Genomic DNA, 20735 nt, shown 5'->3' with positions numbered 1-20735 from the left:
AAGCTCCTCGCCGGCGATGGGTTCCCCGCATGTGCCTCCTCCCCATTTCAGCGGCTGCGGATCCCTCGGGCACCTCGGCGGAGGCGACTCCTCGCCTTCCTCACGGACCGGGGCGGCTCGTCACCCTCCGCTCACACTTCGCTCACCGCGACGAGGACTGTCCGGCCGACGCGCGCTGGAAGGTGGCGTACAGCAGCCACAGCGAGGGGACCAGGAGCACCGCGCCGACGCCCAGCGACACCAGGACCGCCGTCAGCACGGAGGGGTGCGCCGCGGCCTGCCGGACGGTGGTGCCGCCGACCAGCATGGCCGGGTACTGGGCCGCGCCCCACGCCCACAGGATCGCCGCGACCGCCAGGGCGGCGGCCCCGCGGGCGGCCACGTACCGCCGCCGGGCCGGCAGGCCGAGTCCGGCGAGCCCGGCGACCGCGCTGAGGACCACCAGCGGCAGCGCCCGGTGGGTGAGCCCGTGGAACAGCGCCGGGGCGTCCGCGTGCAGGACGGCGATCCCCGCGAGCGCCACGACTCCGGCCGCCAGCCCGCTGAGCACCGCGTCGCGGGCGAAGGCCGCCGCCAGCTCGGGCCGTCCCTCGCGGTCCGCGTCGGCGCACAGGTACACCGCCGCCAGGTGAGCGCAGGTCACCACGGCCAGCACTCCGCCCAGCAGCGACGTCGGATTGAGCCAGCCCGTGATCACATCGCCCGCCGCGAGCCCCGGCGGCACGCGCCCGGAGGCCACCCCGCCGGCGACCGTGCCGAGGAAGAACGGCGTGAGCAGCGAGGACAGCGCGAAGCACGCCCCGAACAGCCGCTGCTGCCACAGCTCGGTACTGGCCTTGCGGAAGGCGAAGGCGGCGCCCCGCGCGATGATGCCGAGCGCCGCCAGGGTCAGCGGGATGTACAGCGTGGACATCACGGCGGCGAACACCGGGGAGAACGCCGACCACAGCATCACCACCACGAAGATCAGCCACACATGGTTGGCCTCCCAGACCGGCCCGATGCTGTGCTCGATCAGCGCGCGCCGGGCCCGCCCGCGCTCGGCCCCGCCGGCCAGCAGGTCCCACACCCCGGCGCCGAAGTCCGCCCCGCCGAACAGGGCGTAGCAGGTCAGGCCCAGCCACATCACGGCGAGCGCCGCGTCCGCGAGCACGGTCACCTCCAAGGGGTCGTACGGCGGGGTCCGGCGGGCCTCACACGACGGGATAGCCGGTGACGTCCGCCTCCTGCGGGGCCTGCGGCACCGGGGTGCCCCGGGCCAGGCGGCGCAGGACGTACACGGTGGCCGCGGTCATGGCGGCGTACACCACCAGCACCAGCCACAGGCCGGTCATCAGCCCGGGGGCGGGGTTGACGGCGTCCCGCACGCTCATCACGCCCCACACGATCCACGGCTGGCGGCCCAGTTCGGTCACGGTCCAGCCGCACTCCAGGGCCACCACCGCGGCCGGGCCCGCGACGGCGGCGAGCGCCAGGAACGCGCGGGGCGTGCCCAACTCCCCGCCGGTGCGGCGCCGCCACCACTGCCACAGCAGCCATACGCCCATGAGCAGCAGGAAGAAGCCGATGGCGACCATCAGGTCGAAGGCCCAGTGCACACCGGTGACCGGCGGACGCAGGGCGACCGGCACGCGGTCCAGGCCCCGGACGACGGTGCCGGGCCGGTAGCCCACGAGCAGGGACAGCCCGTCGGGAACCTCCAGGCCGTACTTCAGCCTGTTGTCGCCCGCGATGCCGCCGATGGTCAGCGGGACGTGGGAGCCGGTGCGGTACACGCCCTCGATCGCGGCGAGCTTGGCCGGCTGGTAGTGGGACAGGAAGCGGGCCGCCCAGTCGCCCACGACGATCTGGAACGGGGCCACGATCACGCCCAGCGTGAACGGGATGAAGAAGCCGGCCCGGTGATAGGCGTCCCGGCGCCCGCGCAGCAGGGCCACCGCGTACACGGCGGCGGCCAGGAACGAGGCCACCATGAAGGCGGCCAGGATCATGTGCACGGTCTGCGGGGGACTGGCCGGGTTGAGCATCGCCGCCCACGGGTCGACGTGCACCACCTTGCCGTCGCGCAGGGTGAAGCCGCGCGGCTGGTTCATCCACGCGTTGGCGCACACCACGAAGAACGCCGACGCGGTGCCCGCGACGACGATGGGGATGCCGGTCAGCAGATGGCGGCGGGGCGTCAGCCGGTCCCAGGCGTACAGATAGATCCCGAGGAAGATCGCCTCCAGGAAGAAGGCGATGCCCTCCAGGGCGAACGGCAGCCCGATCACCTGTCCGAACCTGCCCATCAGACCGGGCCACAGCAGCCCCATCTCGAAGCTGAGGATGGTCCCGGAGACGGCGCCCACCGCGAACAGCACGCCCATGGCGCGCGCCCACCGGCGGGCCAGCAGCCGGTGCGCCGGATTCCCGGTGCGGATGCCGTACCACTCCGCGAGCAGGGTCAGTACCGGCAGCCCGACCCCGAGGCAGGCCACGATGATGTGCCAGGCGAGGGAGAACCCCATCTGCGCCCGCGCCGCCGCGAGGTCGCCCTCGGTCGCCCGGCGCACCGCGTCGACGGCGAGTACCGCCGGACCGGGGAGCAGAGCGCGTATCACGAGGACTGCCAGTACCCGGCTGAAGCGGACCGAACCGGGATTTTCCAACCGGGCGAGCGCAGGAAAAAGCCCTGGCTGGACGGGGGAGGCCAGCCAGGGCCGTACAGGGCGGCGTACGGGGGACACGCCGGGTCGACCCCGTCGCCGCGTATGGATGAACCGTAAACCACTCCGGCCCGTTCTCGCAGCCGGAGCGGGGTCACGTGAGCGGACTCACTCCGTCCGTCAGCTCCGTTCGGGGGGCCGGCCCGGGACCAGGATCTCGTCCAGCACCCGCAGGACGGCCTCGTAGGTCAGGACGCGTACGGCCGCCTCGCGCGCGGCGTCCGGATCGGTCGCACCGAGGGTGTCGCGGCGGTCCCGCCATCGGCGCTCCTCCTGTACCGCGCACGCCCTGGCGCGCTGGATCCGCCGCAGCAGTTCGTCCGAGTGCACCACATCCGTCATGTACTGCTCCTACCCGCAACCGCACCCCCCGATGGCGGCCAAGGGCGCCCGGCCCAGGGTCGTATCGGGAGAAGAACTACCAGAAGCGGAGTTTGCCACTCCCACCGCCGGGCAGACGGAATCTCGTGCTTCGGACCGGAGGCGCGTCAGCGGAAGCTGTACCTGCTGCTCCGGGAGGTCTCCGGACGGACCGGACGGCACCACCTCTTCCGCGGTCAGTCCCTGAAACACCGTTCAGGAGCCATACCGCATGCTCATCGACATATCGACAAGCCGCCCCGACGATTCTGCGGACCAGGCGGCGCCCGCCCGCCGGCCGCACGACGACGCCCCCGACACCGCCGCCCTCTTCCACCGCCTCGCCGCCGCCGGGGACGGCCCCGAACGGGAAGCCGTCCGCGACGAACTCGTCAGCGCGTGGCTGCCCATGGCCCACCGCATCGCCGGCCGCTTCCGCGACCGCGGCGAGTCCCTGGAGGACCTGCGGCAGGTGGCGGCGCTCGGTCTCGTCAAGGCGATCGACCGGTTCGACCCGGACCGCGGCGCCTTCGAGAGCTACGCCGTGCCCACCATCACCGGCGAGGTCAAGCGGCACTTCCGGGACCGGATGTGGGCACTCCGGGTGCCCCGCCGCGTCCAGGAACTGCGCAACAAGGTCCGGGTGGCGCGCCGCGAACTCACCCAGAACCCCGGCAGCCCCGAACCCTCCGTCGCCGCGATCGCCGCTCACGCCGGACTGACCGAGGAGGAGGTCAACGCGGGGATGGAGGCGATCGACAGCTTCAGCACCCTGTCCCTCGACGCCGAACTCTCGTCCGGCGGCGACGGCTACAGCCTCGCCGACAGCCTCGGCGCCTCCGACTCCTCCTACGACACCGTCGTCGACCGCGAGTCGGCCAAGGAGGGCCTGCGCCGGCTTCCCGAACGGGAGCGCGCCATTCTGTACATGCGCTTCTTTGAGGACATGACACAAAGCCGGATCGCCGACCGGCTCGGCATCTCCCAGATGCACGTCTCCCGGCTCATCAGCCGCAGCTGCGCGCGCGTGCGCGACGAGGTGATGGCGGAACGGGCGAACCGCCCCGGCGACGGACCGCGACCGACGGCCGACCCCGCCCCGTGAAGGACGGTGCTCCCCGGCTCGTGCCGTCGCCCCGCCCCGCCGGACGCGCCTTCCGCGTCTGAGCGCGCGTTCGCGGGGAACACGGAGCCAATGAACGAAGACGAGCTTCCGCCCGACGGCCGGGCCGTGGAGGTGTATCTCGATCTGCTCCGCGTCCGGATGCCCGAAGAGGACTACGAACTGCTGCTCGACGTCGTCGACCCGGTTCTGCGGGCCATCGACGAACGAGGCGTGCCCTCCGCGGACTTTCCGCTGGAGGGCGCCCAGGCGCAAGGGCTGCCCCAGGAGATAAGGGACGAGGCCGCCCTGGTCATCGCGACCGCCGTCACCGGAAGGCTGGACAACGAGCTGGTCGTCCTCGACATCGAGGAGACCGGCCCGGTCCGGGTGGTCACCGACGCGGCGACCGCCGCCGACCCGGCGCGCCTGACCGAGATCGCCGACTACATCCGCGACCGGCACCGGGAGACCGAGGAGCTGCGGGGCATCGCCGAAGCCAGCGACCTGCCCACCGACTTCTGACCGCGCTCACGGGCCGGGGGCACGCCCCCGGCCCGTCACGGTGCCGGTTTCGACACCGGGACGTCCAGCGGGCGGGCCAGGCCCACCACCGCCTCGTCCAGGCGCTGGAGGTGCCGCAGCACCCGGTCGGTGATGCGCCCGAACCGCGGACCGCCGGGCGCCCCGTCCGGCTCCAGCAGCGCGGCGATGCTCGGACCCCGCTCGACCTCCGCGGTGGCGGACTCCTCGGTCACGTGCGCGCGGATAGTCTCGATGTTGCGGGTGATCCGCGCACAGGCCTGCCGCAGCCGGGGATCCGCGGCTATCGACGGATGCGTGGGCAGCAGCTCGGCGGTCGCCGCCAGCGACCGCGCGTGGTAGGCGCAGGTCTCCAGCAGCGCCACGACGTACTGGGCGGTGTTCCGCCGGGCCCGCAGCGGGGTGATCGGATGCGTCAGCGGCTGCGTCGCCGCCCGCAGATCGCCCAGCGCCACGTCCAGTTCACGCGCCCGGTCCAGCAGATCGACCGCCGGGCCGCCGCTGAGCTGCTCGACGGCGACGGTCGTGACGTCCGTCAGCCGCTCCAGCACCCGGCCCAGCAGCTCGTTCGTACGGCCGTGGGTGTGCACCGGCAGCACCAGCGCGGCCGCGATGATCCCGCAGGCCGCCCCGAGCGCCGTCTCCTCGATCCGCAGCACGAGCACCGCCGCGCTGTACTTGTGCAGCAGCGTGTACAGCAGTCCCAGCGCCGCGGTGACGAAGAAGGACATCAGCGTGTACGACAGCGGCGCCGTGTAGAACATCGCGAAGACGAACAGCAGCACCAGGGCCAGCGCCGTCCACGTGTGCGGCCCGACCAGCCCCGCCAGCACGATCCCGGCCACCACGCCGAGCACGGTGCCCACCAGCCGCCGGTAGCCCTTGACCAGGATCTCGCCCGTGGACGAGGTGTTGATGAAGACGATCCAGCAGGTCAGCACCGCCCAGTACCAGCGCTGGCTGGAGAGGAACTCGCCGCCGACGATGGCCAGCGACGAGCCCACCGCGACCTGCACGGCCGCCCGCGTGGTGGGCCGCCGCCACCCGGTCGGTACCTGCTCCTCCCGCTCGGCCTCCTCGGCGCCCTCGATGGCGGCGTTCTCCGCGTCCAGCTCCTCCCGGGAGCGGACCGTCGCCGGCGCGTCGTCGGACTCGTCCTGCGGGCCGTCCAGCGCGATCCGCAGTCCCATCACGGCCCGCGCGCTCTCGCCGATACCGCGGAAGACGTCCTGCACGGCGGGCGAGGCGGGTGGCAGGTTCTCCTCGTCGCGGTAGCCGAGGAGCCGGTTGCGCACATGCGCCAGCGCGGTCCCGCCGCCCTCCCCGACGGGCCGCAGCACGAGCATCGCCAGCGCCCCCAGGTCGCGGCGCAGCGTCTCGGCCGCCTCGTCCCGCACCGGCAGCCGCCCGCTGGTGGGCACGGACGCGCCCGGCAGATGGAGGGTGAGCGTGTCCGTCCGCTCGGCGCTGCGGGCGTTCAGCAGAAGCAGCCCCAGCCGCTCGGCGGCGATCTCGGCGTCCGCGATCCGCCGCTGCACCAGCCGCGCCACCGCCTCGTCGGAGGTGCCGTCCGCCAGCCGTGACTGGATCATCATGGCCGTGTCGTGCAGCCGGGCCGTGCCCTCGCGCACCGCCTCCAGGACCTTCTCCACCTCGTCCGGACCGGCGTCCAGCAGCTCCAGCTGGGCGGTCACCAGCTGCGCGAGCCGCACCCGGAACGCCTCGCGCAGGCGTTGCAGGACGCCCGCCGGCGTCTCGTACACGATCACGAACCGGACCAGGGCGCTGGAGCCGAACGCGACCGCGATGACCCCGTAGAGCCCGGGCAGCGCCGACGCGGTGGCGCCGACGAACAGGGACATGAAGTAGAGCTGGAAACCGATCAGGCCGAGCGCGTTGCCCCGGTCGCCGAACCGGCGGCTGTAGACCGCGCAGAAGATCAGGACGACGAAGAAGACGTCCCCGGCCACCACGAGCGGGTTGAGCAGCGCACCGAGCGAGACGGACGTCAGCGCCACCGGAAGACCGAGGGCGAGCGTGACCGCCTGCTGCGAGCGCTGCTTCTCCCGGATGGCGAAGGTGGCCGCCATCGACGCGATCGCACCGGCCACCAGATGCGTCAAGGGCACGCGCAGCGCGCCGAGGACGGCCAGTGTCAGCGCGATCGAGCCCGCCGTCCGCGACCCGGCCGCCAGCCGCAGCAGTCCCGGGTCGGACGCCGTGAAGCGATCACGCAGCCGCGACCGGACCGGCCTCTGTGCTGCTCCCACGCCGCCGTACCCTCCCGTTTTCGGCCCTGTTTCCCGTCATGATCCGCCCGACCAGCATGGCATGTCACGGCCGGGCCGCCCGTCGCGGCCCGGCCGTACCCGGCGGGAGAGGCCCGGCCCGGTCTTCAGCCCCCCGGTGTCACGCCTGCCGGAGGCGGGCCCCCTCGACGTGCTCCCGCACCTGCTCGGGCGTCATGTACGAGTCGGTGTACTCGAAGTCCTTCAGCTTGGCGGCCTTGCGGGCCTGGAAGCCGGTGCGGACGAAGTCGTCCCCGGCGACCGCGTTGAGCAGCCAGTTGGTCGCGACCCTGGTCTTGGCGACGTTCGTGCGCAGCGCCCCGAGGTGGTAGCCGCGGGCCACGGCCTGGGCCGGGACACCGCGCAGTTCCACGCCGAGCGGTTTGGAGACGGCGTCCGCGCCGCCGAGGTCGACGACGAGGCCCAGGTCCTTGTGCTCGTACGGCCGCAGGGGCTGCCCGCGCAGCGTCGCGATGAGGTTCTCCGCGACCCGCCGGCCCTGTCGCGTGGCGTGCTGCGCGGTCGGCGGGCACACCGCGCCGTCGCCCTTGAGCAGGTCGGGCACGGCGGCGGAGTCCCCGAGCGCGAACACCCCGTCGTGGCCGGGCAGGCACATCTCGGCGGTCACGGCGAGCCGGCCCCTGACCGTCTCCGCGCCGAGGGTCGCGATGAGTGGGCTGGCCACCACGCCCGCGGTCCAGATCAGGGTGTGGGTCGGCACCACCCGGCCGTCGGTGAAGGTGACCTCCTCCGGCCCGGCCTTCGCGATGGACACCCCGAGCGAGACCTCGATGCCCCGGCGGCGCAGCACCTCCTGGGCGCTGCGGCCCAGCTTGTCGCCCAGTTCCGGCATCAGCTTCGGCGCGATGTCGATCAGGTGCCACCTGATCAGGGCCGGGTTCAGCCGCGGGTAGCGCTTGACGGCGGCGTGCGTGAGGCGTTGCAGGCACGCCGCGGTCTCGGTGCCGGCGTACCCCCCGCCGACCACCACGAACTGCAGCCGCGAGGCCCGTTCGGCCGGGTCCTCGCTGGCGTCGGCGAGGTCGAGCTGGGTGATGACGTGGTCGCGGATGTAGGCGGCCTCGGCCAGCGTCTTCATGCCGAAGGCGTGGTCGAGGAGCCCCGGGATGTCGAAGGTGCGGGTGACGCTGCCGGGGGCCAGCACGAGGTAGTCGTAGGGCTCGTCGACGATGTGGTCGGTGAGCGTGCGGACGACGCACACCTTGGCCTTCAGGTCCACGCCGACGGCACCGCCCGGAATGATCCGGGTGCGGTACTTCTTGCTGCGGCGCAGGGAGACGGCGACCGACTGGGGTGTCAGCACCCCGGAGGCGACCTGGGGCAGCAGCGGCAGATACAGCTGGTAGGACTGCGGCGTCACGAGGGTGATGTCCGCCTCGCTGGGCGAGAGCCTGCGCTCCAGACGGCGGACGCACGCCACGCCGGCGAAGCCTGCGCCGACCACCAGGATCCTGGGTCGTGTCACGATGTTTCATCCCTTCTGCGGGGCTCCGGCGGCTGCATCGACGTCCTTGCGTCTGCCCGGGGACGGCTGCTTCGCACCTCACTGGTCGACCGGGTCCGTCTCGTCCGTCGAGCACCACGACCCGGCGGGTTCCCAGGATCCGCTGCCGTATCGGCGTTCAGGCGTGCCGGGCGTCCAGGCGTCCGTGCGTGCGTGCGACGTTCGAGCGGTTCGGGCGGGCGTGTGCCCGCGCGGTACTAGCGCAGGCGGTCCGCGCCCGCCGGGATCCGGTCCGGTTCCCCTCCGGCCGCGCTGTCGATGTGGCACAGCAGGAGGCAGACGTCGTCGTCGCGTTCGGAGTCGCTCAGCAGCGGGACCAGCAGGCGGTCCGCCGAGCCGTCCAGGTCGGCGTTCAGCTCGGCCGGCTCGAACGCGCCCAGCGCCGCGGCGAGGCGGTCGATGCCGGGGTCGATGCCCAGCGCCCGGCGCTCCACGAGGCCGTCCGTGTACAGCGCGAGGGTCGAGCCGGGGGAGAGGCGCACCGTGTGGTCCTCTATCTCCTGCCGCAGCGGGATGCCGAGCATGGCGCCCGGCTTGGCGTCGAGGACGTGCACCCGGCCGTCCGGCAGGCGCAGCACGGGCGGCGGATGGCCCGCGGCGGCCCAGGTGACGGTGGGATCGTCCGGGCTGAAGCGGGCGATGACCGCGGTCGCGAACAGGTCGGGCTGCAGATGGTGCAGGAAGACGTGCAGCCGGCTCAGCAGCCGGCCGGGGCTGCCGCCGTCGACGGCGTAGGCGCGCAGCGCGGTGCGCAACTGGCTCATCATCACGGCGGCGTGCAGGCCGTGGCCGGTGACGTCGCCGATGACGGTGATCAGGCTCCCGTCGGGCTGCCGGAAGGCGTCGTACCAGTCCCCGCCGATGTTCAGCCCGTGCGTGGCCGGCAGATAGCGGGCGGCCAGGCGCAGGCCCGGTGTGCTGGGCAGGTCGGTGAGCAGGGCGCGCTGCAGCGTCTCGGCGATGTCGCGGTTGTGTTCGAAGCGGCGCGCGTTGTCGAGGGCGACGCTGGCCCGCCGGGCCAGCTCGATCAGCATGACGGCGTCGTCGGGGTCCCAGCGGTCGCCGGGCGGCGACAGGGTCAGCACGCCGAGCGGTGTGCGCCGCGCGAGCAGCGGGACGCACAGCAGGGGCCGGGCGGGGTTCAGCGCGGACGGCGGCTGGTCGTCCACGCCCGGCAGGTCGCCGGGGTGGTCGGCCGCGTACTGCGGGCGGCCGGTACGGGCCGCGAGCACGGCCGCCGCCGGGTGCGGGGTGGGCCGGTGCCGGTCGTCCTCGTGGTCGAACAGCCATACGTCCACGCGCTCGGCGTAGCGGGGTACGAGCAGGCCCGGCAGGCGCCGCAGGATCTCCTCGTGGTTGAGCGAGGTCGTGAGCAGCGCGCTCGCGTCGGCCAGGAACCGCAGTCTGCTACGGGCCTCCTCCGCCTCGGTGCGGGCCGCGCGCTCGGCCGCGAACGCCTCCCGCTGGGCCCGCCAGGCGGCGTCCAGATCGGCGTGCAGGGCGAGGACCCCCTGGTTGGTCTGGTGCAGCTCCTCCCGGTGGAAGGCGACCAGCTTCTCCTGCTCCGCGAGCCTGTCCAGAACCGCCGCCGTGTCCTCGTCGGCCCCGAGCAGCGCCTCGGCCAGCACAGCCGCGTCGTCGCCCGCCTCCGGCTCCGGTGGCACCCCGCCCCCGGGGCAGACGACGGACATCCGCCACGAGGACTGCCCGCCGCCCCGCGGGTCGTGGGCCGGCCCGACCGTGAGGTGCAGGGTGCCCGCGGCCACGTCCGTGTCCGGGACCCGGAGGGTGACCGTCCAGGTGCCGCCCTTGGTCAGGCAGTGGCGCAGGTGGGTGCTGAGGGCGGTGACCAGGTGGGCGCGTTCGCGCGGGGGGACGCCGTACGCGGCGGCGGTGCGGGCCGCGGCGACGCGGGCCCTGGCCGCGTCGGTGGGGGTGCTGATCTGCCAGGTCCGTGTCATGGGCGGTCCGGCGGGGCGGGGGCCAGGACGGCCACGGCGGTGTCGTCCCGGACCGGGCGCGCGGAGCTTCCGGCGTCGCGCACGGTCACGGCGGCCGTCACCGCGGGGTCGGCCGCCGCGGGCAAAGCGGCCGCGCCGGGCGGCGCCCACCGGCTGGGCAGGCCGTCGCTGTGCAGGACGAGCAGGCGGTCGGGAGCCCAGGCCACCTCCGTCTCGGGCATCGTCGTGGGACGGTGCACCCCGACGATGCCCGGCCGGGACAGCAGGTGGCGCCAGGCGTCCCCCTCGCGCAGCCGGGCCCCGATGTTGCCGACCCCGCAGAAGCGCAGCCGCCCGGCCCGCAGATCCAGCTGGGCCACGGCGACGGCCGCGCCCCGGGTGCCGCGCAGCGCCGTGTCGAGCCGCCGGAGCAGCTCGGCCGGCGTCAGACGGGCCGAGCGGTGCAGGGTCTCGACCGCCGCCGACGAGGCTCGGGCCGCCTCGCGGCCGTGGCCGAGGCCGTCCGCCAGCATGAGGGTCACCAGGTCGCCGGCGCCGGCCCATGACCAGGCGTCACCCGAGTACTCCGCCCCCGCGTACGGGACGGTGACACCGCCCGCCCGAACCGCCTCCGCGCAAGGGACGGTGACATCGCCGGCCCGTGGCACGGCGGAGCCCACCCGGGCGAGCGCCACCGTGCCCCGCCGGGGGGCGCTGTGCAGGTGGAACTCGTCGGCCGCGCGGCGGCACGTGCCGAGCCCGGCGCCGAGCGAGCCACTGGTGGAGAACCCGTCGCGTTGGGCGGCGGCGACGTCGGCGATGCCGGGGCCGTGGTCGACGGCCGCCATCTGCACCACCGGCGCCGGATCACCGTGCCCGCACGGGGCGCTCGGCGGGGGTACGACCTCGACCCACAGCCGCCCGCCCTCGCCGTACTTGAGCAGGTTGGTGACCAGTTCGGTCGCCACCAGAGCCGCGGCGGCGGTGCGGGACTCGCCGAGGCCGGCCAGCGCAGCCGCCTCCTCGGCGGCGACCCGCGCGTCGCGCACCCGGGTCGGGTCGTACACCGGAACCTCCCAGACGCGCGGCATCAGACTCCCCCGTACGACCGCGGCGGCCGGGCCGCCCAGGAGGTGACCGTGATGGTGGTGCCGGCGCCCGGGGTGCTGTCGATCGCGAACTCGTGCACCAGGCGCCGGGCGCCGCCGAGGCCCATGCCGAGGCCGTCGCCGGAGGTGTAGCCGTCGCTGAGCGCCCGGTCCAGGTCCGTGATGCCCGGCCCCTCGTCGCTGAACGACAGCCGGAGCCCGTGCACCTGCCCGTCGACCACGTGGGCCGCCTGCATCTGCCCGCCCCCGCCGTGCACCAGCGTGTTGCGCGCCAGCTCACTGGCCGCGGTGACCAGCTTCGTCTGGTCGACCAGGCCGAAGCCGAGCCGGGCGGCCGCCTGGCGCACATGCTGCCGTACCCACACGAGGTCCATGTCGGACCGGATCGGCAGGCAGGCCTCGACGCCCGCTGCTGTCTCCATCACCGGCTCCCCGCCTGCGCGCCGCCGGGGCGCGGCAGCGCGGGCCGCGCGGTGACGAGGCCCAGGGCGTCCTCGGTGGTGAGCGCGGTCCGCAGCCCGGGCAGGGTCAGACCCAGTTCGACCATGGTGATCGCCACCGCGGGACGCATCCCGGCCACCACGGTCTGTGCGGCCAGCAGCCCGGCCTTGGCCGCGATCTCGGCCAGCACCCGGCCGAGGAAGGAGTCGACGATCTCGATGCCGGAGACGTCGATGACCACCCCCGTGGCAGCGTGCCGGGCGATGGCCTCGCCGATGTCCTGCTGGAGCTGTTCGGCCGTGCTGTGGCACAGATCCCCCTGGAGCGTGACCAGGAGGACGTCGCCGAGTCTGAGTACCGGCACCTGCCCCGTGCCGGGCGTGGGGAGACGGTCGGTCACCGTTCACCCGCACCGTGGGGTGCCCGGCTCACGATGTCGGCGCCCAGCCGGTTCAGGGCGTGGGCCAGAGCGTCGGCGAGCGTCGCGCGGGTGACGACCGAGCCCAGGTCGAGACCGAGGTGGACCATGGTCTGCGCGATGGCCGGGCGGATCCCGGAGACCACGCACTCGGCGCCCATCAGCCGGGCGGCCGCCACGGTCTTCATCAGGTGCTGGGCGACCAGCGAGTCGACGGTGGGCACCCCGGTGATGTCGAGGATCGCGAAGCGGGCCTGCTGGTCGACGACCGCCTCCAGCAGCGTCTCCATCACCACCTGGCTGCGGGCGCTGTCGAGCGTTCCGATCAGCGGTACCGCGACGATGCCGTCCCACAGCTTGATGACCGGGGTGGCCACCTCGAGCAGCTGGAGCCGCTGGCGGTCTATGAGGGCCTGGCCCTCGCTGAGCGCCGTCTGCATCACCACGAGGCGCAGGGTGCCCGTCAGCACCGTCAGGACGTTGGCGCACTCCCGCAGGTACTCCTCCGGGGCGTCGGCGAGCTCGGCGCTCAGCAGCTCCAGCGCGGGCGGCCGCAGGGCGTCCACGTCCCGCGAGACCTCCGAGGCGGTCAGACCGGTCCTGCCGCGCACGGCGCCCATCCGCGCGAGCTGCTCGCGCACCAGCAGGAAACCGTCGGCGTCCGGGTCGGACACCCGCTCGGAGGCCGCCACCGCCCCGAGGGCGTCGACGACGGCACGGCCCGCCTCCACCGCCTCGTCGCGGGAGACGGTGAACACGGTCCGGAACAGCGGCTCCTCGGCCCACCGCTGGGCGACCTGCTCCCGGCGGCGGCGCAGGAAGTCCCCGATCTCGCGCGCCGGCGATCCGTGCTGTGCTACCGCTGCGTGCTCCGGCACCTGTTCCAACTCCTCATCCGTGTTGCGCCGTTCCGAATCCGCCCCCGGGCGCACCGCCGGGCGACTCTTGCCGGGCGACAACTGTAACCACAGGCCGACCGGCCAGGACACCTCCTCCAGGGGCCCGGGGGCGGGCTGACAGCCTCCGTCAACCCTGCGAGAGTGTCACCGTGACGTCCTCCCACCCGCGCCCGCGGTCGCCCGGCGAGGTGGCGCGCGCGACCTCCACGGCGGCGGAGCTGCTGGAGGTCCTGTGGGGCCGCGCGTCCACGGCGCCCGTCTCCGCCTCCCAGCTCAGGGTGCTGTTCGTCCTCGAACACAACGAGGGCATCAACCTGCGCACCCTCGCCGCCGCCCTGGGCTCCACTCCGCCGTCCACGAGCAGGCTGTGCGACCGGCTGCAAGCGGTGGGCTTCGTACGGCGGCAGGTGGCCGCCACCAGCCGCCGGGAGGTGGAGCTGCGCCTCAGCCGCCGCGGCCGGGCGTTCCTGGCCGATGTGCGGGCGCGCCGCGAGACGGAACTGCGGTCCGTGCTGGAGCGGATGCCGACGGGCCGGCAGGCGGCGCTGCTGAGCGGGCTCGAGGGGTTCTGCGCGGCCGCGTCGGCACTGATCCACGCCGCCGGCGCGACCGGCGAAGACGCCCCGGCCCGGCGCTCTCCCCCTCCGCGCACCGGGGCCTGTGCGCCCGCCGACGTTCTCACTCCGCCTCCGGCTCCTCCGGCTGCCGGTCCACCAGGGCCAGCGCCTCCTCGGCGCTCTGCGAGACGGGCACCGTGATGCTGACGCCCGTGAGGTCCAGGATCCGCTGCACCGCGGAGGTGGGGGCGATGATGTGCACACTGCCCGCGCGCTCCCGGGTCTCCTGGTACACCCGCAGGATGATGTTCATGCCCGAGGAGTCCATGAAGGGGACGGCGGACAGTTCCAGCAGGAAGTGGCGCCTGCCGTGGTGGAGTTGGTTGGCCAGATGGGCCTGCAGCTCGGTGGCCGTGTCGACGTCCAGGTAGCCCTCGACCGTGAGCAGGGCGACATCCTCCCGCGGCAGGGTGACCTCCACGGACAGCGGGTTGTGGGCAAGGGGCACGAATACCTCCAACGAATGCTGACGCCGGCCAGTGCCGGTTACCCCCGGCGACGACTTCGACGCACACCGGACGCGCACCGGTGACGTGATCCGTTTCTCATCACCGGCGACGGGAGCAACCCGCACCGCGCCCCCGCGCCTACCCCTGAACCGGACCCTCATGCCTCGGGACCGGCCCGCCGCGTCCGCTCGCCGTCAGGCGACTCGTATGCCGACGATGCAGGTGTCGTCGTCGGTGTCCGACTTGCTGTACGTCAGCAGCCGGTCAAGTTGCTGGTCCAGGGTCCTCGGCGCCGAACGGGCCGTGGTCAGCAGGTGGCTCAGCGACTCCTCCACGGAGCGGTCCCGGCGCTCGATCAGACCGTCGGTGTACATCAGCAGCGTGTCCTGCGGGGCGAACTGCAGCTCCGCCTCCTCGTACGCGGCCTCCGGCACCGCGCCCAGCAGCATGCCCCGGACCAGCGGCAGCGGCGCCGCCTCCGCGCCGCGGACCAGTACCGGCGGCAGATGCCCGGCCCGGGCCCAGCGCAGGGTGCGCCGCCGGGGGTCGTACAGGGCGCAGACCGCCGTGGCGGTGACGGCGCCGGTCAGATGGTGCGCCACGATGTTGAGCCACGACAGGAGCTGGCCGGGACCCGCCCCGGTCACGGCCAGGCCCCGCAGCGCGTTGCGCAGCACCACCATGCTGGTGGCCGCCTCGATGCCGTGGCCGGCGACGTCGCCGACGCACAGCAGCACGAGCCCGGAGGGCAGCACCACCGCGTCGTACCAGTCGCCGCCCACCAGCTGCTCGGTCTCCGCGGGCCGGTAGCGCACCGCGACGTCCAGGCCGCTGACCCGCAGCGGCGCCTGTGTCGGCGGCATGATGGCGTGCTGGAGCTGGAGCGTCAGCCGGTTGCGCTCGGTCGCCTGCTGCTCGGTGTGGGCGAGCTGGTCACGGGTCGCGGCGAGCGCGACCTCCGTCCAGTGCTGCGCGGAGATGTCCTGGTAGGCCCCGCGCACCACGAACAGGCGCCCGTCGGTGTCCAGGACCGGCTCGGCCACCACCCGGATGTGCCGGGTCACCCCGTCCGGCCGCTGGAGCCGGAAGGCCGCGGAGACCGGACGGCGGTGGTGCAGCAGCGTGCGCAGGAACCGCCGGATGGTCACCGTGTCGTCCGGATGGGCGTGCGCGGGCAGCTCCTCCAGCGGCACCGGCGTGCTCGACGGGGCACGTCCGTAGAGGCCGAACAACTGGTCGTTCCAGGTGATCTCGCCCGTCAGCAGGTTCTCCTCGAAGCCGCCGATGCGGCCGAGGCGCTGCGCGTGCTGCAGCAGGCTCGCCAGCCGGGCCGTCTCGTCCTCGATGCGCCAGATCAGCAGCACGCAGCCGCCGTGCCGGCTGATGCTGATGTCCGCGACCGCCGACAGCGGCACCTGGTCGACGAGCGCCGTCAGGTGCATCCGCTGCGCCCGGTACGCCTCACCCGTGGCGTACACCCGCTCCACCCGCTGGAACAGCTCGCTCTTGCCCGCGGCCATGGGAAAGGCCTCCAGGAGCAGCGCGCCGTTGACCACGGCCCGCGGCCGGCCGGCCGGATCCAGGAAACGGCTGTTGACGTGCTGGATACGGAAGTCCACCAGCTGCCCGTCGCCGTCGACGTGCGGGACGAGCACCAGGGCCGGGTCGTGCAGTCCGTCGGCCAGGTCCATCAGCTCGGCGGCGTCCGGCAGCACCCGCGGTTCCTGTCCCACGTCCTGGCTCGGCGTGTACGTCTCCAGGGTGTGCGCGCACAGTTCCGCGAGGGCCTCCACCTGGCGTACGACCTGGGGTGGCTGGGGCTCCAGCGGTCCGGGCCAGGCGATCTCCAGCACCCCGTGGATACGGCCGCCGGTGCCGGCGGGCACCGCCACCCGGCCACCGTCCGGGTGCGGATGCCGCCCGATGGTGGGCAGCCCGGTCGTGGCGAGCGAGGTGAACCACTGGCCGGTGCGCTCGGTGAGCCCCAGGCGGGCCACCGTGGACACCTCCGGCGGCACATAGCGCCACCGGGTGGCCTCCGCCGGGGAGAAACCGGCGCTGCCCGACAGGGTCAGCGAGCCGTCGGCGCCCGCCGCCCAGACCGCCACGGCCACCGCGCCGAGCGGGCGCAGCGCGTGCTCCAGCAGCGAGTCGGCGACGGCCTGGGTGTCGTCCGCGGCCAGCGCCCCGCTCTCCGCGGCGCGCAGCCGCACGGCCGAGGCGCGCTCCGTCGCTCCCTCGGCGGCGGCCAGGAAGGCGTCGGTGACCTCGGAGACCCGGTCGCGGGCGGCCTGGTTGATGACCTCCACCGCGAACTCCAGCGGCGTCACCCTGGCCTGCTCGGCCAGTTCGGCGAGCTGCCGGGCGGCCTGCGCCGGACCGCAGCCCAGCCGCTCCACCAGGATGCCCTTGGCGAGTTCGATCAGGGCCCGGCCCTCGGCCTCCGCCTGCGCGGCCCGCACCTCGCGGCGCAGCCGCTCCACGGTGGCGGCCAGCCGCCCCACGGGGGACGTGGAGGAGCCCGCCGCGGAATCGGACGGTGCCGGGCCGCCGGCGGGCGACCGCTCCCCGGACGCGGACGGCTCCGGATCCGGCCCTGCGACGGCCGGATCGCGCTGCTGCTCGGACGTGCTCACGATCGACAAGCTCCTCGGCTCGACGGCGCGGGGGTGCGGGAGGCGCCGCGGCGGACCGGGGCCGCCCCTCCGGTGCGCGGGGCGGGCGCCGACGCGCTCACGCGGACAGCCAGTGCCGGACGCAGGCGATGAGGTCGTCCGTGTCCACCGGCTTGGTGACGTAGTCGCTCGCCCCGGACGCCAGCGACTTCTCCCGGTCCCCGGGCATCGCCTTCGCGGTGACGGCGATGATCGGCAGCTCGGCGTACTGCGGCAGTCTGCGGATCTCGGCCGTCGCCGTGTACCCGTCCATCTCCGGCATCATCACGTCCATCAGGACGAGCGCGACGTCCGCGTTGCCGACCAGCGTCTCGATGCCCTTGCGCCCGTTCTCCGCGTGCAGCACCCGGAAACCGTGCAGCTCCAGGATCCCGCTGAGCGCGAACAGGTTGCGCGCGTCGTCGTCGACGACGAGGACGGTACGGCCCGCGAAGGCGCCGGCGACGGGCGGCGCGACATCCTGCGGTTCCTCGGCCCGCACCAGCGACAGCACGTCCCCGGGCTCCTCGGCCGACAGGTGCAGGGCGATGCGCTCGCGCAGCTCGTCGAGGCTGGAGAGGAACTCCAGCGAGCCGTCGTCCCCTCGTGAGCGCAGCGCCTCCGCGCGTGCCACCTCCGGACGCTGTCCGCTGTGCACGAGCACGGGTACGCCCGCCAGCGCCGAATCGCCCTGGAGCGCCCGGAGGAACCGGGACGCCTCCCCCTCGGGCATGTCCAGGTCGAGGACCACGCAGTGGCACGGCTCGGCGGCCAGCGCGCCCGCGGCCTCCTGCGCCCCCATGGCGGTGATGACGTCGACGGCGGGCAGGGCGCCCGGGTCGTCGGCACTGTGCCGTGCCACGTCCGCGACCACGCTCTCGGCGACCAGGGTGAGCAGCCCGCGGGAGCGCTCCTCGACGACCAGCAGACGCCGCCTGCGCGGCCCGTCGCCGGCCGGGAGCGCCCGCCCGGCCTCCCGGTCCGCCGCGGCGGCCGGCACCAGCTCGGCCGGCGCCTTCTGCGGGGTGCGGGCGCCGCCGAGCACCTGCTCGAAGTCCGGGCGGGCCACCGGCAGGAAGAGCGTGAACGTGCTGCCCCGGCCGGGCGCGCTGTCCACGGCGACGGCGCCGCCGAGCAGATGCGCGATCTCCCGGGTGATGGACAGCCCGAGGCCGGTCCCGCCGTACTTGCGGCTGGTGGTGCCGTCCGCCTGCTGGAACGCGCCGAAGATCGTCTCCAGGTGCTGTTCCGGGATGCCGATGCCGGTGTCCCTGACCCGGAAGGCCACGACCGCGCCGCCCCGCACGACACCGCCGGGCACCTCGCCGTCCGTGGCCGGCTCGATGCACAGCTCGACGCCGCCCTGCTCGGTGAACTTCACCGCGTTGGACAGCAGGTTGCGCAGGATCTGGCGCAGCCGGGAGTCGTCGGTGAGCAGGTCCGCGGGCGCGCCCGGCGCGGTGGTGACCGCGAACTGGAGGCCCTTCTGTGTCGTCATCGGCTGGAAGGTGGCCTCGACGTAGTCGATGAGCTGGCGCAGCGACACCCGCTCCGGGGTGACGTCCATCTTGCCCGCCTCGACCTTCGACAGGTCCAGGATGTCGTTGATCAGCTGGAGCAGGTCGCTGCCCGCGGAGTGGATGATCCCCGCGTACTCGACCTGCTTGGGGGTGAGGTTGCGCGAGGGGTTCTGGGCGAGCAACTGGGCCAGGATGAGCAGGCTGTTGAGCGGGGTGCGCAGCTCGTGGCTCATGTTCGCCAGGAACTCCGACTTGTACTTCGAGGCCAGCGACAACTGCTGGGCGCGGGCCTCCAGTTCCTGCCGGGCCTGCTCGATCTGGAGGTTCTTCGCCTCGATGTCGCGGTTCTGCTCCGCCAGCAGCGAGGCCTTGTCCTCCAGTTCGGCGTTGGAGCGCTGGAGCTCGTCCTGCTGGGACTGCAACTCGGCTGACCGGGCCTGGAGTTCGGCCGTCAGCCGCTGGGACTCGTCGAGGAGTTCGTCGGTGCGGGCGTTGGCCACGATGGTGTTGACGTTGACGCCGAGGGCTTCGCGCAGCTGCTCCAGGAAGTCCCGGTGGACCGGTGTGAACGCGGCCACCGACGCCAGCTCGATGACACCGAGGACCTGGTCCTCGAACAGGATCGGCAGCAGGATCAGCGCGCTCGGCACCGCCCGGCCGAGTCCGGAGGAGATGGTGACGTACCCGGCCGGCAGCTCGTCGACCGTGATGGTACGGCGGCTGCGCGCGGCCTGGCCGACCAGTGAGCGGCCGAAGGAGAAGCGGGTGGGCCGCTCGTCGTCGGGGCTGCCGTAGGAGCCGACGAGTCGCAGCTCGGGGCCGCGCTCGCCGTCCTCGGCCAGGTAGAAGGCGCCGTACTGGGCCGACACCAGCGGGGTCAGCTCATCCATGATCAGTTCGGCTACGACCGGCAGGTCGCGGTGGCCCTGCATCAGGCCGGTGATCCGCGCCAGGTTGCTCTTGAGCCAGTCCTGCTCCTGGTTGGCCCGGGTGGTCTCGCGGAGGGACTCCACCATGGAGTTGATGTTGTCCTTGAGCTCGGCGACCTCGCCGGAGGCCTCCACGGTGATCGAGCGGGTCAGATCGCCCTCGGCCACGGCGCTGGCCACCGCGCCGATCGCCCGCACTTGCCGGGTCAGGTTGCCGGCCAGCTCGTTGACGTTCTCCGTGAGCCGCTTCCAGGTGCCCGAGACGCCCTCCACCTCGGCCTGCCCGCCGAGGCGTCCTTCGGTGCCGACCTCGCGGGCGACGCGGGTGACCTCGTCGGCGAACGCGGACAGGGTGTCGACCATCGTGTTGATGGTCGTCTTCAGCTCCAGGATCTCGCCGCGCGCGTCGACGTCGATCTTCTTCGACAGATCGCCCCTGGCCACCGCCGTCGTCACCAGTGCGATGTTGCGCACCTGACCGGTCAGGTTGTTCGCCATGGAGTTGACGTTGTCGGTCAGGTCCTTCCAGGTGCCCGCGACGTTGGGCACGTGGGCCTGCCCGCCGAGGCGTCCCTCGGTGCCGACCTCGCGGGCGACGCGGGTGACCTCGTCGGCGAACGCGGACAGGGTGTCGACCATCGTGTTGATCACGTCGGCCAGGGCCGCGACCTCGCCCTCGGCCTCGACCGTGATCTTGCGGGACAGATCGCCGCGGGCCACGGCGGTGGCGACCTGGGCGATCGAGCGGACCTGCCCGGTCAGGTTGGACGCCATCACGTTGACGTTGTCGGTGAGGTCCTTCCACGTCCCGGACACGCCCTGGACGTCGGCCTGTCCGCCGAGGCGTCCCTCGGTGCCGACCTCGCGGGCGACGCGGGTGACCTCGTCGGCGAAGGCGGACAGCTGGTCGACCATCGTGTTGATGGTGTTCTTGAGTTCGAGGATCTCGCCGCGGGCGTCGACGGTGATCTTCTGGGAGAGGTCGCCCTCGGCGACCGCCGTCGCCACCTGGGCGACGTTGCGGACCTGGGCGGTGAGGTTGCCCGCCATGAAGTTGACCGAATCGGTCAGGTCCCGCCAGGTGCCCCTGACGCCCTGGACGTCGGCCTGTCCGCCGAGGCGTCCCTCGGTGCCGACCTCACGGGCGACGCGGGTGACCTCGTCGGCGAAGGCGGACAGCTGGTCGACCATCGTGTTGATGGTGTTCTTGAGTTCGAGGATCTCGCCGCGGGCGTC

Annotated in this window: 15 protein-coding genes and 1 pseudogene; 3 read left to right on the top strand and 13 right to left on the bottom strand. The window is 73.5% G+C overall.

Annotation, left to right across the window (positions count from 1 at the left end; all coding sequences use genetic code 11):
* Window positions 1–142: 142 nt before the first annotated feature.
* The 3 genes from ACF09J_RS18990 to ACF09J_RS18980 form a co-directional block, all read right to left on the bottom strand.
* Complete coding sequence (locus ACF09J_RS18990; RefSeq protein WP_392306582.1) at window positions 143–1153, bottom strand: cytochrome d ubiquinol oxidase subunit II; 1011 nt, start codon at window positions 1151–1153, stop codon at window positions 143–145.
* 40 nt (window positions 1154–1193) lie between these two features.
* Window positions 1194–2600, bottom strand: a complete 1407-nt coding sequence (locus ACF09J_RS18985) for a cytochrome ubiquinol oxidase subunit I (protein ID WP_392306581.1) — start codon at window positions 2598–2600, stop codon at window positions 1194–1196.
* A gap of 225 nt (window positions 2601–2825) precedes the next feature.
* Window positions 2826–3047 (bottom strand): 3-deoxy-D-manno-octulosonic acid transferase, encoded by a 222-nt coding sequence (locus tag ACF09J_RS18980; protein ID WP_392306580.1) that lies wholly within the window; start codon window positions 3045–3047, stop codon window positions 2826–2828.
* Window positions 3048–3297: 250 nt separating this feature from the next.
* Here ACF09J_RS18980 and ACF09J_RS18975 point away from each other — a divergent pair, with 250 nt between their 5' ends.
* Window positions 3298–4170 carry an RNA polymerase sigma factor SigF gene (locus ACF09J_RS18975; protein ID WP_392306579.1) on the top strand — a complete coding sequence of 291 codons (873 nt, stop codon included), beginning with the start codon at window positions 3298–3300 and terminating at the stop codon, window positions 4168–4170.
* Between the two features lie 90 nt (window positions 4171–4260).
* The gene (locus ACF09J_RS18970; RefSeq protein ID WP_358737365.1) at window positions 4261–4692 is read left to right on the top strand and encodes a hypothetical protein; all 432 of its coding nucleotides are present in this window, start codon (window positions 4261–4263) and stop codon (window positions 4690–4692) included.
* A gap of 35 nt (window positions 4693–4727) precedes the next feature.
* On the opposite strand, the gene ACF09J_RS18965 is transcribed toward ACF09J_RS18970, so the two are convergent.
* From ACF09J_RS18965 to ACF09J_RS18935, 7 genes are all read right to left on the bottom strand, one after another.
* The gene (locus ACF09J_RS18965) at window positions 4728–6947 is read right to left on the bottom strand and encodes an FUSC family protein (RefSeq protein WP_392306898.1); all 2220 of its coding nucleotides are present in this window, start codon (window positions 6945–6947) and stop codon (window positions 4728–4730) included.
* Window positions 6948–7119: 172 nt separating this feature from the next.
* Entirely contained in the window at window positions 7120–8484 is a 1365-nt protein-coding gene (locus ACF09J_RS18960) for an NAD(P)/FAD-dependent oxidoreductase (protein WP_392306578.1), read from the bottom strand.
* Between the two features lie 236 nt (window positions 8485–8720).
* Window positions 8721–10484 carry a PP2C family protein-serine/threonine phosphatase gene (locus ACF09J_RS18955; protein ID WP_392306577.1) on the bottom strand — a complete coding sequence of 588 codons (1764 nt, stop codon included), beginning with the start codon at window positions 10482–10484 and terminating at the stop codon, window positions 8721–8723.
* Window positions 10481–11554, bottom strand: coding sequence for a SpoIIE family protein phosphatase (locus tag ACF09J_RS18950; RefSeq protein ID WP_392306576.1), 1074 nt, complete (start codon window positions 11552–11554; stop codon window positions 10481–10483). The genes ACF09J_RS18955 and ACF09J_RS18950 overlap by 4 nt, the downstream gene beginning before the upstream one ends.
* Window positions 11554–11994: an anti-sigma regulatory factor gene (locus tag ACF09J_RS18945; protein ID WP_392306575.1), complete on the bottom strand. Its 441-nt coding sequence runs from the start codon at window positions 11992–11994 to the stop codon at window positions 11554–11556. The genes ACF09J_RS18950 and ACF09J_RS18945 overlap by 1 nt, the downstream gene beginning before the upstream one ends.
* Window positions 11994–12413 (bottom strand): STAS domain-containing protein, encoded by a 420-nt coding sequence (locus tag ACF09J_RS18940; RefSeq protein ID WP_392306574.1) that lies wholly within the window; start codon window positions 12411–12413, stop codon window positions 11994–11996. The genes ACF09J_RS18945 and ACF09J_RS18940 overlap by 1 nt, the downstream gene beginning before the upstream one ends.
* Window positions 12410–13309: an STAS domain-containing protein gene (locus ACF09J_RS18935; RefSeq protein ID WP_392306573.1), complete on the bottom strand. Its 900-nt coding sequence runs from the start codon at window positions 13307–13309 to the stop codon at window positions 12410–12412. Before ACF09J_RS18935 ends, ACF09J_RS18940 begins: the two co-directional genes overlap by 4 nt.
* 170 nt (window positions 13310–13479) lie before the next feature.
* Between ACF09J_RS18935 and ACF09J_RS18930 the strand changes: the two are divergent.
* Window positions 13480–13941, top strand: a pseudogene (locus ACF09J_RS18930) (MarR family winged helix-turn-helix transcriptional regulator); the annotation flags it as partial.
* Window positions 13942–14008: 67 nt separating this feature from the next.
* Here ACF09J_RS18930 and ACF09J_RS18925 read toward each other — a convergent pair.
* The 3 genes from ACF09J_RS18925 to ACF09J_RS18915 all read right to left on the bottom strand — a co-directional run.
* Window positions 14009–14395, bottom strand: a complete 387-nt coding sequence (locus ACF09J_RS18925) for an STAS domain-containing protein (protein WP_392306572.1) — start codon at window positions 14393–14395, stop codon at window positions 14009–14011.
* Window positions 14396–14590: 195 nt separating this feature from the next.
* A complete protein-coding gene (locus ACF09J_RS18920) occupies window positions 14591–17032 on the bottom strand; it encodes a SpoIIE family protein phosphatase (RefSeq protein ID WP_392306571.1) in 2442 nt (813 codons plus the stop codon).
* A gap of 97 nt (window positions 17033–17129) precedes the next feature.
* Window positions 17130–20735, bottom strand: a 3606-nt coding sequence (locus tag ACF09J_RS18915; RefSeq protein WP_392306570.1) for a HAMP domain-containing protein, incomplete at its 5' end; no start/stop codon positions are given.

It is taken from the genome of Streptomyces sp. NPDC014889 (assembly GCF_043081205.1).
Taxonomy (GTDB): Bacteria; Actinomycetota; Actinomycetes; order Streptomycetales; family Streptomycetaceae; genus Streptomyces.
Note: the sequence above shows the minus strand (reverse complement) of the source record. Positions and strands in the feature narration are given on the sequence as shown.

Bases quoted from the DNA above. Each gene is read 5' to 3' on its own strand.
- ACF09J_RS18955 (WP_392306577.1), bottom strand. From the start codon at position 10,484: ATGACACGGACCTGGCAGATCAGCACCCCCACCGACGCGGCCAGGGCC.
- ACF09J_RS18970 (WP_358737365.1), top strand. From the start codon at position 4,261: ATGAACGAAGACGAGCTTCCGCCCGACGGCCGGGCCGTGGAGGTGTAT.
- ACF09J_RS18980 (WP_392306580.1), bottom strand. From the start codon at position 3,047: ATGACGGATGTGGTGCACTCGGACGAACTGCTGCGGCGGATCCAGCGC.
- ACF09J_RS18975 (WP_392306579.1), top strand. From the start codon at position 3,298: ATGCTCATCGACATATCGACAAGCCGCCCCGACGATTCTGCGGACCAG.
- ACF09J_RS18945 (WP_392306575.1), bottom strand. From the start codon at position 11,994: ATGGAGACAGCAGCGGGCGTCGAGGCCTGCCTGCCGATCCGGTCCGAC.
- ACF09J_RS18950 (WP_392306576.1), bottom strand. From the start codon at position 11,554: ATGCCGCGCGTCTGGGAGGTTCCGGTGTACGACCCGACCCGGGTGCGC.